Origin of the sequence: Bacteroides caecigallinarum, assembly GCF_016902295.1 — a bacterium.
In the GTDB taxonomy this organism is placed as follows: Bacteria; Bacteroidota; Bacteroidia; order Bacteroidales; family Bacteroidaceae; genus Phocaeicola; species Phocaeicola caecigallinarum_A.
The window spans coordinates 65,540-80,185 of record NZ_JACJLQ010000004.1 but is presented as its reverse complement, the minus strand read 5'-3'; the positions used below and the strand labels follow the sequence as shown (position 1 = coordinate 80,185).

Below are 14,646 nucleotides of genomic sequence, written 5' to 3'. Positions count from 1 at the left end.
TTTGCCATATATACTTGAATTAAAGCGAATCGCACATGAATACAAATCCGGAGCTCGAACTCGCCAATACACTGATAGCACAGACAGGGACTAACATATTCCTGACCGGAAAGGCCGGTACAGGTAAAACCACGTTTCTGAGAACACTGGTAAAAGAATCTCCCAAGAGAATGATTATCCTTGCACCTACCGGTATAGCAGCCATCAATGCAGGAGGAATGACAATACACTCTTTCTTCCAACTCCCTTTTGCGCCATACATTCCGGGAACTGCTTTCGGAGGTGATGCAAAATACCGCTTCCGCTTCGGAAAGGAGAAGCTGAACATCATGCGAAGTATTGACCTGCTTGTGATAGACGAGATAAGTATGGTGCGTGCCGACCTTCTGGATGCCATTGACGATGTGCTTCGACGCTTCAGACGAAGCAGCAAGCCGTTCGGCGGAGTGCAACTTCTCCTGATTGGAGACATACAGCAGCTTCCTCCCGTAGCCAAGAACGATGAGTGGCAGATGCTTTCGGAATACTACGACTCGCCGTATTTCTTCTCAAGCCATGCGCTCAGAGAGACCTCATTCTGCACCATAGAACTAAAGAAAGTATATCGACAGAGCGACATTCACTTCCTCTCGCTGCTGAATGCCATAAGGGAAAACCGCTGCACGGGCAATGACATAAAAGAGCTGAACAGCAGGTATATCCCCAACTTCAATCCTAATAATGACGACGGATATATCCGACTCACTACACACAATGTGCAGGCACAGCAGATAAACCAAAGAAAGCTGGACGAACTACCTACACGAAGCTATAAGTTCAAGGCTACCATAGAAGGGAACTTTCCGGACTATTCTTACCCGACAGACCTTGAACTGGAGCTGAAGAAAGGCGCGCAGGTGATGTTCGTGAAAAACGACATATCGGGCATGCACAGGTATGCCAACGGAACGATAGGACGTATCACCAACGTTTCGCACGAAGGGATAGAAGTGACGGTAAGCGAAACCGGCACCAGGGTGATTCTGGAAGAAGCCGAATGGGCAAATGCCAGATACACACTGGACGAAGAGACAAAAGAGATAGTGGAAGAGGTGGAAGGTACATTCAAGCAGTATCCACTGAAACTGGCATGGGCAATTACAGTCCACAAGAGCCAGGGACTTACATTCGACAAGGCTATAATAGATGTGTCATCATCCTTTGCACACGGCCAGGCATACGTTGCCCTGAGCCGATGCCGCACCTTTGAAGGTCTGGTACTCAGCTCGCCGATCTCTGCAGGATCCGTGATAAGCGACAGGGTGATAGACTCGTTTACCGACGAGCAACGTAAAACCACTCCTACCATGGAGCAATGTTCGGCCATGCAAAGAGCGTATTTCACCGACCTGCTGAAACAGCTGTTCGGATTCAGACAGATGGAAATATCACTCAACCATTATATCAGACTGGTGGACGAACATCTGTACAGGACATATCCCAAACAGCTTGAGATGTATAAGAATGAGGCTGAACGTTTCAAACACTCAATAATGGAAGTAAGTTCGAAATTCGAGAACCAATACACACGTATGACTGCACTGGCTGCCGACTGCGAGACAGACAAAGCACTTCAGGACCGCATATACAGCGCATCGGAATATTTTGCCGAGATGCTCAGACCGCTACAGGATCTGCTGGACAGTACGGACATTACATCCGACAACAAGGAGATACGGAAAAGGATAGAAACGGCATTCGATGAGCTGACTGATGCAGTAAGAATAAAGTCCGCACTCATGGAGCATGTTCACGACAAAGGTTTCCACGTACAGGATTTTCTCCGTAAACGCGCAATATTGAGTATGGAGGATAACAAGACCCCTGCAAGCAAGAAACGCGAAAAAACGGAAAAGAAAATTCCGCTTGAGAGCAGCGACATCGGAAATATGGAACTGTATCGTGCACTGGTGGAATGGCGCAGAAAAGAGGCCGCCAACCAGGGACTGCCGGCATATACCATACTTCAGCAGAAAGCCATCATTGGCCTGTCAAACATTCTGCCGAAAAACGAGCGCGAGCTTCTCCGCATAAAATGTATAGGAAAGAAAACCGTGGAGAAATATGGCAAGGCTATAATGGAAATAGTGGAAAAATTCAGATAGGCCTAACCTCTGATTAGGGATAAAAAAAGATGGCAAGTATTTATTTCTACATGCCATCTTTTTATTATATCTTAATTATAGACTTTATCAATTCAATTGATAAACAACAGTAGTAACGCTATTTGCATCAACATAAACATCACCATCAGTAGGTACTGTTCTTTCCTTAAGATTCTTTGAAAGACTTGAAGTATATGTAGTCACTGATTTTGGCTGACTGCTCCATCCTTCGCTTTCATCAACCAGTTTAACAGCTTTATCGGAAAGATTAGAATAAACAGCAACAATTTTGTCTCCTTCAGGTGAAATCCATGCAGAGCCAAAGAAATTCATATTTTCATTCATTGTCAGATTTATTCTTGTATATCCAGGACGAATGAAACGGCTATAGTTACCTAATACCCATAAAGTCGGAGTAGCTCTGTAGGAACCCTCTTCAGCGATATCACCACTTTCACCGCCTTTTGGAACCAATGAAATAAGCAAAAATCTGTTTTTATGTCCCCATCTTGAGACATCCATGGATGTCCAATAGCTCCATGAAGACACCTGTGCGACAGTCAAATCATTATGAATAACCTTCGACATGTAAAGGGCTATATCCATTTCAGTTGCAGCATCGTAACCAACAAATTCTGAAGAGCTGTATCCATCGCCCAACATACTCCATTCACTTTGCCACAACTCAAGGTTATATTCAACGGCTTTATTATGCACATTAAGCCTTACATCTCTCATTCCATCCCAGGTGCCATCAGTCCAGTAGCTATGACCACAAATAAGGTTATTCACATGCTGCAGGTCACCGACGTATGCCGAAGAGCCAGGAGTGAAGAAAGCTGATATAACATTGCTTCTTTCCTGTTCATTTTTTACCTTGTACAAATATTCCCAGTCACCAGCTTCACCAAGAAGTATATCTGTAGAAAGTCCGTTAGCTGTAAGGCTTGCATCAAGCTCTCTCGCAAGCTTAGCTACCTGATCATTAGTCCATCCACTACCTTCCTGACCGCTATCCCAGTTATATTGCGGTTCATTTACAGGCGAGATATGAGTGATATTGTATCCTTCGTCAGTATAATGTTTTGCGACATCGGCCATATATTTTGCATAATCATCATAACAGTCATCTTTCAGGTTGCTGTTCATTCCGCTGTTTGACAAGCCTTTGCCATTCTTTGTATATTGAACAAGAGGACTGTTGCTGAACAATATAAAGTTAGGGACACCCAACTCTTTTGCACGACTCATAAAATAACGCTGTCCCTCGCATTTATTCCAATCATAACTTCCATCCGATGACATATATGACTCTGCACGCCTTGACTTATCTTCTATACCACTTGCATCGCCTTGCTCAGCAGAGCCTGCACCTAAATTTACTCTCCACAGTGACAGACCAATTCCTTTGGGCTGTCCTTCAACAATCTCAGAAGAGAATAACAGCTCTGAAATTGCAGCACGACTATCAGTCCAATACTTTCCAACAAAACTTGGTGACCAACAGTCTGAAGCTCCGAAACCTTTTATTGTCTGAAACTTCTCAGCAGGATTAATAGATACGACCTTACCAACACTAACCTCAGGAATATCATCATCTCCAGAGTCCGGAGCTTCAGGGGTTTCTTCGCTACTGCAACCTACAAAAGCAAAACCTAAAGCCAATATCAAAAACTTATAATCAAAACAATTCATAATTTTTTATATTAAACAAGCTGTTGCAAATACCATAAATACCTGCAACAGCTTCCTGTTTATTGCATATCAAAAAATATTAATTCCATCCTGGATTCTGCTCTATAGAACCACCTGACATAGTAATTTCATAGATAGGAATAGGGAAAATAAGATCTCTAGTCACATCAAATGATATACCCTTATTACTGTCTTCACCCTGATTGTCCCATTCAAATGGATCGCGTGTAGCCTCATCAGTATTCCATTTTACGAATGAACCGTTAGGACCAAGAATACTTGCGATAAGCGGATTGCCGCTGTCATCCTTCCAACGACGAATATCATACAGACGGTTCTGTTCGAAAGCCAATTCAAGACGACGTTCATTACGGATAGCATCACGGAGTTCTTTACCTGTAGCAGTAACAGAAGGCAAGTTAACACGATTCCTTACTTTATTCAGAGCAGCCTGTGCATGAGAGTCGTCACCCAATTCGTTGCATGCCTCGGCATACATCAGCAATACATCTGCATAACGAAGAACACGATGATTCAATGGACTCTTTGTCTGGTAGTAATTTTCCGGTTGATCATCTATTGGAATATAATATTTACGGATAATACGTCCTGACTTGTGAGCCACAGGATTTATTATCAAACAATTTGGATCCCATCCATATTTTTCAGCCACTTTGGCATGGTCGGTAATTGTACCCTTATTATCTTTCAAGATTTTAGCAAAGTTTTCAGCTGTTTCACCTGCAATTTCTGTACATCCTGATGAAATGATTGTCCACTGACGACGAATATCGTCATCACCGTATGCAGCCTCAAGATTAGCTGTTGGCTGACACCAGCACCAACCGTCACCAAGAGCAGCACCAGAGTTACGAGCTCCTGTTACAGTAGATAGCGAACCACCTACGCCCAATGAAGGGTGATATTGATACTGTACTTCAAAAAGACTTTCTATACTATTATCGTGATTGCAATCCCAAACCTGTCCAAATTCAGGAAGTAAATCATACTCACCTATCTGTGAATCTTCACCAGTATAACCAGACTCCTTAACAAGTTTCTGAAGTACATCGTGTGCTTCCTGCCATTTTTCCTGATAAAGATATACCTTACCAAGCAAACCTAAAGCAGCACCACTTGTAGCACGTCCAAGATCAGCAGCAGCATATTCGCTACGTTTTGGCAGAACTTCTGCTGCAGCTTTTAAGTCTTCCTCAATGAACTTATAAGTATCTTCCAACGAAGAACGTTTAATACCTATTACATCCTCAGGCATCATAAAATTAGTCAACAAAGGTACACCACCAAAGTTTCTTGCCAATTCAAAATAGAAATATCCACGCAAGAAACGCGCTTCAGCAACAAAACGGTTCTGCAAAGCGACATCCTCCAATCCAGCATTAGGAATACGGTCGATAGCTATATTACAACGCGCAATTCCTTTGTAACGATACTGCCAGAAGTTGGAAATTACACCGTTACTTGCTCCATTACCTCTATAATGAGCCAAGGTGATATAATCAGTCTGGTCCTGAGAAGTATTACCCATCCATGCGTCATCGCTACACATTTCTGAAAGCAACCAAACTGTATTGATTTGCCACCAATCGCCAAAGGTAATACCTTGATAGCAACCTGTTATATACGCTTGGCACTCTTCTGCCGTACTAAAATAAGTGTCAAGATTCTGTTTTCCTCGTACTTCTTCTGTAAGGAAGTCCTCACAAGAAACAAACATCAGCGAGGAAAATATTGCAATAATTGAAAATATCTTTTTCATATTCATTCAAGAGTTAAAATTTAAAGTCTATTCCAAACAAGAATGTACGTGGATTAGGATAAGAAGTATTGTCAATACCTGTTTCAATTACACTACCATCCATAGCTGCTCTTTCAGGATCCATACCTGAATAGTTAGTAATTGTAAACGGATTTTGTGCAGAGAATGAAATACGTAAGCCTGTATCGCCTACAAGTTTCTTAGGGAATGTATATCCAATCTGAAGTAATTTACAGCGAACGTAAGAACCATCTTCAACATAGAAGCTTGATACACGGCTATAGTTCTGGTTATAGTCACCGTATGACAAACGTGGGATATCATTGCTTGTTCCTTCACCATGCCATGCCTTATAAATTGTTCCAGCCCATACATTCTGACCTGCAGTACCTGCATACATTTCCTTAGTCTTATTATATATGTCGTTACCTATTGTTCCATAGAAATTAGCTGCGAAGTCAATACTCTTGTAAGTAAATCCTAAATTCAATCCTAACATCAAATCCGGATAAGGATTACCAATCCATGTCTTATCATTAGCATCAAGATTACCATCATGGTTTAAGTCCTTGAAACGGATATCACCCGGCTGAGCATTTGGCTGAACCAAAGTTCCGTGTTCGTCTGTATGAGCATATACCTCTTCCCAGTTCTGGAATATACCGTCGGCTACATAACCATAGAATCTTGAAATCAAGCCACCATCCACATTGCTAATAATCTGGTCACCGTGGAATCCTCCAGTATAAACGGCTCCATCACCAGAGAATTTGATAGCTCTATTACGAACTGAAGATAAGTTCAAAGCAACATTGTATGTGAAGTCTTTACCTATCTGGTCGTTCCAGTCAAGACCTAATTCCCATCCTTTAGCATTCATACTACCAATATTCATCCAAATCTGGCTGTTCCACTGGTCGTAACCCAACGCAAGAATATTTTGTTTCTGATAAAGCATATCTTTTGATTTCTTCTGGAAATACTCAAAAGTTACACCAAGTCTATTATCAAGGAAAGACATATCAACACCAACGTTCCAGTCTTCAACAGTTTCCCATTTCAAGTTAGTATTACCTACGGTACCTACAAAATAACCGTTAGTTAATACATCGTTAAAGTAATACTGAGATTGACTTAAAAGAGTCAAAGTTGCATCATTAGAGATGTTCTGGTTACCTACACGTCCCCAACCTCCACGAAGTTTCAAGTCAGAGAATATATTCTGATCTTCCATAAATTCCTCACTGATAATTCTCCAAGAAGCTGAAGCTGATGGGAATAAAGCATATTTATTACCGGCTGGGAAACGTGAAGAACCATCGGCACGTAATGAAGCTGTAATATAATATTTGTTATCGTAGTTATACATTACACGTCCCAAGAATGAAACCATTGTATTGAAAGTCGAGGTTCCTTCTGCAACAGCATTGTCAGGATTACCAGCATCTACTTCCTGCATCTGATCCATATTGTTTGGCAAATCACGACGTAATGCCTTTGTATTATACCATGCATAACGTTCAGCAGTGAAGCCTGCCATAGCATTGAAATTATGTTTCTCTGCAAAAGTATCAGCATAAGTAATAGTGTTTGTCCAGTTCCAGTCCAACCATTCCTGTGACTGACGTGAAACTTCACTTAACTGCTGTTGTTCCTGTTCGTGAAGTCTGAATTCAGGAGTAAATGAGTCAGAACGACGGAAACGTGCATTAGTACCAAACTGTGTACGGAGTGTCAATTTCTGGATTGGGTTAACCTGCAAATAAGCATTGATAAGCGCACCCATTTCACGAGAGTTAGAGTTCGAACGTGCTATAGAGCCTGCCGGGTTCCAAGTCTCATTGTTATATGAACGCTGATATCTGTTATACTCATTGTCATCCCATTCTTCTTGAGGACGATAAATAGGAGTAGTAGGGTCCATAGACATTGCAGAACTAAACTGGTTTGGAGTATCATCCCAAGATTCCATACGTGGAGCTATGTCAACACCCATTTTTACATACTTATTAAATGTATATTCAGTATTCAAACGGATATTAATCTTATCCCAATAACCATAATCAAACTGAGAATCATTGCGATAATATCCCAAACTAAAGTTATACACTAACTTATCTGTACCACCTGAAACGCTAAGAGAATAATTCTGTACCATTGCAGTCTTGTTTACAACAGTATCCCACCAGTCAGTACCACCAGGATTAGTAGTGGCTCCAGCGTCATTCCAGTTAGATACAGAGCCATCGTTTTCATAACGTTTATTATAAACCTCCTTATATTCAGCAGGACCTGCCATCTTAGGTTTTGCGATATTCTGGAAACCTACAGAGGTTGTGAAATTAATATTGGCTTTTCCTGATTGACCTTTCTTTGTAGTAATCAAGATTACACCGTTAGATGCACGAGTACCATAGATGGCTGCGGCAGAAGCATCCTTCAAAACTTCCATTGACTGGATATCATTACTGTTCAAGAAGTTAATGTTATCACCAACCGGCATACCATCAACAACATAAAGCGGATTACTACCATTGACTGTGGTAACACCACGAATCAGGACTTTAGGAGCAGTACCTGGACCACCACCACTGGCAACCTGTACACCGTTTATTTTACCTTGAAGAGCGTCCATTGCATTACCGGTGACTGTCTGTGTGATTTCCTCACCCTTAACTGTTGCGATAGAACTTGTCAAGTCACTTTTCTTTACCACACCATAACCGATTACTACAACTTCGTCAAGCAATTCGGTCGCTTCTTTCAAAACTACATTTATAACTTGCTGACCATTAACCTTAATTTCCTGAGTATCGTATCCTATAGAAGAAAATACAAGTACTGCATCTGAGGCAACATTAGTCAACATATAGTCACCATCAATACCCGTGATAGTACCACTACCAGAACCTTTAATCTGTACAGTAGCACCAATCATCGGCTGCTTATCTGAAGCTGAAGTTACCGTTCCTGTAACGGTAGTCTGTGCATAGCCACATATAGAAAGCAGCATCAGACATAAAACTAAAAATTGTTTCTTCATATCATTATGATTATTGGTTTATTAATTAGCTGGAACAATCTTACCTCTACCTAAATGAGAATCAAACTCAAATCTGTAGTTGCCTGCTTTTGTAACGGTTGGACTCATCCAATTATCATTAACAGCTGTTCCGTCAGACCATTGTCTATTTGTTCCTTCCCAGTCTGGATTAACATCGTTTTTCTTACTGAAATATCCGAACTTTTCAATATCATTAGAATCGTCACAACGCCATTCTACATGATCCCACCATCCTGATGGATGATAATTCGAAATAATAAAGTTCAATTTTTCACCAGCAGACAAAGACCATGTTTCACCTTCAGCTGGATAATAGAACAGATGAGGATTATTTTCATCCTGAACAAACAAATGATTTCCAGCATCTTGAGGAGAGCCACCCCAACCAATATAGAACTCTATCAATTCAGATCCATTTTCCCAAACATCAAAGCATTTCTCGCCATATTCATAATGTCCCATCGGATCAGAAGCTTCCTCTACAGAATAAGTCTTTATAGTATAAGATGACATCAATAAATCCAGAGTAATTTCATAATAAACATTTGGAGTATCCAGAACAAATGGTTCAGCCAAATTAGGATCATTCAAAAGTCTGCTATTATCTTCAGGATTCAAGCCATAACATACAGGACTGAAGTTAGCTTTGTCTGAAAGGAAATAAATCTCAGTTCCAGCTGTCTTATTATAATAACGAGCTTTATACTGATATTCACCAGTATGGCTAATTACCATAGGAACACCAAATACATCACTTGTAAGAGCCGCAACATCACCTTTAGGAACGTCAGCCAAATACAATTTAGCAAAATCAACTACATCTGTTACAGATACAGTAAAGTTAATTGTATTAGTCTTACCTTCTTTATCTGTTACTACAATTGTAGCATCATAATCTTCCTTAACGGCAGGCAAATCAATTGTCCATTCATATTTTGAAGATGTCAAACCACCCAAATCAACTGTTATATCCTCGTAACCGGCAGCACCTTCAATATTCAATTGCAAAGACTGAAGTGCACGGTCATCAGATACCTGAATCTCCATAACGTAAGGATCAACAGAAAGCGAACCGTCGTCAGCCTTTTTCAATATCATAGGAACCAATCCGTTATTTGACGGTCCTACAAGAAATTTAGGATCTTCAAAATCACCATCCATTGTAATCAATACATCTTGTGAAGTTTCGCGACCGCCTACATCAACTACCGTTACTTTAACAGTGAACTGTTCGCCCAACTCATCAGCTGCAAGAGCAAACGAGTATTTCAAATCGTATGACTTCTTTGGTTCACCATAAATTTCGATAAGATCAATGGTTTTGTTCAAATACAAGTCCTTACACTCCAATCTGACAGCTGATATACCGTCTTCATCGATAAGTTTTCCTTCAATAGTAAAATCATGACCGGCACCAGATTTTATATGTTCTGTGGTCAATGTCATTGTAGGGGCCTGTCCATCCACATCCGGATATCCCACATCCTCACTACATCCAGTTGCAATTAAAGCCAACAAGAAAATGCCTCCAAATAAGGCATTGTAAAAATGCTTTTTCATACAGATTTTATTAATGTTAAACAATATTTTATTTTCTACTCGTGCAAAATTATTGTTAATTTTCAATCTGTACGTTTATAAATCCTTCGTATAAGATATATAAATCAATCAATGTATGATTTGAATATGCATTTTTAAAGACTTAACACAGCCTTTCAGAGATAGGAATGGCTTTTTGACACATAAAATATATGAATACGGGCAAAAGAATAGTCTTTTTAATAATGCCACTTAATATATTAACAATTCAGACTATCCTTTTATTCTTTTTATATAATCTGACGGTACAACTCCGAACTCTTCCTTGAAACACTGACGGAAATATACAGTACTGTTCATTCCAACCATAAATGCTATTTCAGATATGTTATATTTTCCTTCTAATAATAATTGTTCGGCATGCTGCATCTTAATTTTCCTTATATATTCATTAGTTGACAGACCAGTCAATGCTTTTACCTTACGGTACAATGTAGAATTACTCATACATAATTTATCGGCAATATATCCGACATCTACTTTATCAGACGACAGATTCGCTTCAACAATACTATTGAATTTCTGCAAGAAATCATTGTCAAGTTTAGTAGTGGACTCTGATATGAGTTTTCGTTTTTCCTTTACACTATATTCACTTGATATCTTTTCAGAAATCCTCTTACGCGTTTCAAGTATATTTCCAATCCTTGTCTTCAGCAAAGAGGCACTGAAAGGTTTCGTTATATACGAATCGGCACCTGCCATATATCCTTCTTCTTTATCGTGAAGACTATTTTTAGCAGTCAGCAATATTACCGGTATATGAGATGTACACATGTTGTTCTTTATTGTTTTGCATACTTCAATACCGTCCATCTCAGGCATCATTATATCGGTGACTATTACATCCGGAACAACGTCCAATGCTATTTGGAGCCCCATCTTACCATTGTCAGCCGTCCTTACATCATAAACATCCGACAATGAATCCGACACATAGTTTTTTATGTCTTCATTATCCTCAACGACGAGCAAAATTGGTTTCTCACCGTTTACAGATTGTCCAGATGTATTTACAGCCTCAAGGTCTTCATTCTCAAGACACACCGCACTATCATCATTATGCAGGTCATCAGGATATGTATAGTCGGCACTTAACAATATTCTGAATTCTGTACCCTCATTCACCTTACTTTCAATAGATATCCGGGCATGATGCAAGTCTATAAGCTTCTTTACCAGAGCCAATCCAATTCCTGTTCCTGAAGCCTGATGAGATCCTTTTTCCTGATAATAGCGGTCAAAGACAAATGGTAAAGCCTCCTCGGAAATACCATATCCAGTATCCGAGACTTTAATTTCTATAAACTTTTCCTCACCTTCTGATATTTTATCTACCTTAAGCTTTATCTCACCCTTGTTAGTGTATTTAAAAGCATTTGAAATAAGATTATCCAGAACCATTGTCATTATTTCTTTGTCGTAATATGTATTTATGTGGTCACTGGATGCCTCAATTTTGAACTCCACATTATTGTTTGTATTAAGTTCCTTAAATTTCAATCCTACCTCATATATTGTAGTACATATATTTCCATATCCCACACATAATTTGCGGTTTTGTGTTTCTGTCTTTCTAAATTCAAGAATCTGATTAATCAGGTTCAGAAGTCTTAATGCACTTTTATATATCACAGATACCTTTTGTTTATCTTTATCGATAAGGGTATTACTATTCATCATGTCTTCCAAAGGACCTATAATCAATGTAAGAGGAGTTCGCAATTCATGGGTTATATTTGTATAGAACCTTAATCTTTCCTGATTCAGGTCCTGTTCTTTGGCATGACTTTCTTTCTCCATTCTATACAGATACAACAGATTAAGCCTTCTTCTGTAAAAAAGAAGACTTGCATATACCAACAAAACAAAAACTATCGCATATATCATTTTTGCCCACCATGAAAGCCATACCGGAGCCTTAACTATAATAGGTATTGATATATATTCGTCGTTCCATTCCTGGTTTATTATCCTTGACCTCACGCGTAACTCGTATTCACCATACGAAATGTTTCGGAATACTACACTGTTGGGATCATCAACTGTGTACCAGGTAGGATCAAAACCTTTAAGCATATATGCATATTCGACCTGCTTCTCGAGCGCATAGTTAAGAACATTCAATGATACACTAAAATTATTCTGATAATACGCAAGTTCAATAGATTTCATCCTCTTAGGCAGTATTACTATTTTTATAGGTTCCTGAGTGTCAAGCCCTTCAGTAATTATTAAGCTTGATATAAAAGGTTCGGGAGCCTGACGTTCAGACAATACATTATAAGGATTAAAATAACATAGTCCATCTGTCGATGCAAAGTAAATTATCCCGTCATTATCTTTTGAAACCGCTCCTGTATTAAAGCCACTGACAGGAATGTTATATTGTTCGGTATAATTAATAAAATCATCGCTGTCTTTCCTTTTACAACTGATTCCTCTATTAGTACTTACCCATATATTATGCCAATCATCTTCTATTACAGCACGAATATGGATATTATTTAAACCATTCTTTCGAGTATAAGCCTTATAATCATCATAGTTGTCTGGAGAAAACATTACCAGACCTTCTCCTGTAGCGACCCATATATTATCAGAGCTGTCAATGAATAAATGATTTACTGTATTTGAAGTAAATCCAGAAAGAACATTATATGTCTTTATTACAGCTAAGTCCCTGTTCAATATAAAAAGTCCGTCACCGAACGTTGCTATGAAAAAGTTTCCATTTGAATCTCTTACAATCCCGCGTATCATATCATTACCTACATGATAATGACCTACTATTTCATAATTGTATTTATCAAGCTTATATACACCACTACTGGTAGATAACCACACATAACCGTCAATATCTTCATAAATAGACCGTACATCAAGATTATCATATTGACTATCCAATATCTGTGCTACTGAATTTTTAGCTTTATCAAATTTTTTCAAACCGCCTCCATAAAGGCCCAGCAATACATCACCATTAGAAAGACATATCGAAGACTGTACAACCTTAATATTACCATTCCCTAAAATGTTTTCATTAAGTATATACCCATTGCTGATAACACTAATACCTCCATTGTTCTTCCCCGCTATAATTTTATCCTTATCAAAACAACAGACTGTCAAAACATTGGGATTATCTAAAGTATGACCTTCTTCTACATTGTTGAGACTTATATAATTATTAAACAGTGAATTACCTCCATCAATGAAGCCTACTCCTCCACCCCATAATCCAAACCAGAAATTTGAGAAACTGTCAACAAAAATACTTCTGACACTCGTCGATGACATCCTATAATTGCCAACAACATTATCAATAACTTTAATGGAAGTTTCCTCCGGATGATAAAAAGTATTCTGAGAAATCTGCAACACAACTACACCACCAAAATCTGTAGCAATACATAACTTATTCTCAAACTGTACTATATCATAGACATAAAATCTTAATCGCCGATCAATATCAGAAAAGTCAATGAACTTGCCTGTTGATGAATCAAATAAAGCCAATCCATTATTCGTTCCGACCCATATATTACCATAACTGTCTTTAAAGATGGCATTTACCTCATTTCCTGGTAAACTTGAAGGATCATTAGCGTCATGCTTATAGTTTTTTACAGTCCTTTCAGATAAAGCGATAACGCTCATACCGGAGTCAACATGACCAAGGTATAAGTTTCCGTCACCAGTATCGCATACAGTCCAAACCTTGTTACTTTCCAAACCTGGCATGGTAGTACGGTTATAATGAATGAATTTTCCTGTTTTCTTATCAAAATAATCTACGCCTCCCCAGTAGGTAGATATCCATATATTTCCGTCATGCGAAGGTATCAGGTCTGTAATATCGTTTGTTATCAAACCATCAGGATTGTTTTCTTCATGAACATACGAAATAAACTTATCATTGACATAATCATATACATTTAAGCCGGATCTTTGTGTTCCTATCCATAATAATGAATCGGTAGGGTCGTCCAATACACAATTCAACTCATTACCGGTAATACTGTTGGCCTCACTCTTGAAATATGACGTGATTTTATTGCCATTCAACATATTCAGACCTTCTTCCGTAGCAAACCAGACAAAACCTAACTTGTCTTGGGCAATATCAAGGACACATGTATTAGACAAACCGTCCATAACGCCAAGACGGTCAACGTAATAAGGATATGAATAATTTTTTTGTACGATACAAAGCAACACTAAGGTCAACAATATTATTTTACGCATATTCTTCTTTTTTACACAAAAATACATTTAAAATCAAGAAAAGCAACACATTAGGCTGTATTTTAACAGTTTTATAAATATATAATATGGGCTTTCAAGAACAAAAGACAATGAAG

At 38.8% G+C, this 14,646-nt stretch carries 6 protein-coding genes; 1 reads left to right on the top strand and 5 read right to left on the bottom strand.

What is annotated here, in order from left to right:
* Positions 1–35: 35 nt before the first annotated feature.
* Positions 36–2,144 carry an HRDC domain-containing protein gene (locus H6A27_RS02270; RefSeq protein ID WP_204403195.1) on the top strand — a complete coding sequence of 703 codons (2,109 nt, stop codon included), beginning with the start codon at positions 36–38 and terminating at the stop codon, positions 2,142–2,144.
* Between the two features lie 87 nt (positions 2,145–2,231).
* Here H6A27_RS02270 and H6A27_RS02265 read toward each other — a convergent pair whose 3' ends face one another.
* From H6A27_RS02265 to H6A27_RS02245, 5 genes are all read right to left on the bottom strand, one after another.
* The gene (locus H6A27_RS02265; RefSeq protein WP_204507522.1) at positions 2,232–3,839 is read right to left on the bottom strand and encodes a glycoside hydrolase; all 1,608 of its coding nucleotides are present in this window, start codon (positions 3,837–3,839) and stop codon (positions 2,232–2,234) included.
* 79 nt (positions 3,840–3,918) lie between these two features.
* Complete coding sequence (locus H6A27_RS02260) at positions 3,919–5,619, bottom strand: RagB/SusD family nutrient uptake outer membrane protein (RefSeq protein WP_204507521.1); 1,701 nt, start codon at positions 5,617–5,619, stop codon at positions 3,919–3,921.
* Between the two features lie 13 nt (positions 5,620–5,632).
* Positions 5,633–8,662 (bottom strand): SusC/RagA family TonB-linked outer membrane protein, encoded by a 3,030-nt coding sequence (locus H6A27_RS02255; RefSeq protein ID WP_204507520.1) that lies wholly within the window; start codon positions 8,660–8,662, stop codon positions 5,633–5,635.
* Between the two features lie 21 nt (positions 8,663–8,683).
* Positions 8,684–10,243, bottom strand: a complete 1,560-nt coding sequence (locus H6A27_RS02250) for a hypothetical protein (RefSeq protein ID WP_204507519.1) — start codon at positions 10,241–10,243, stop codon at positions 8,684–8,686.
* A 252-nt stretch (positions 10,244–10,495) separates the two neighbouring features.
* Positions 10,496–14,530 carry a hybrid sensor histidine kinase/response regulator transcription factor gene (locus tag H6A27_RS02245; protein WP_204507518.1) on the bottom strand — a complete coding sequence of 1,345 codons (4,035 nt, stop codon included), beginning with the start codon at positions 14,528–14,530 and terminating at the stop codon, positions 10,496–10,498.
* Positions 14,531–14,646: the final 116 nt, after the last annotated feature.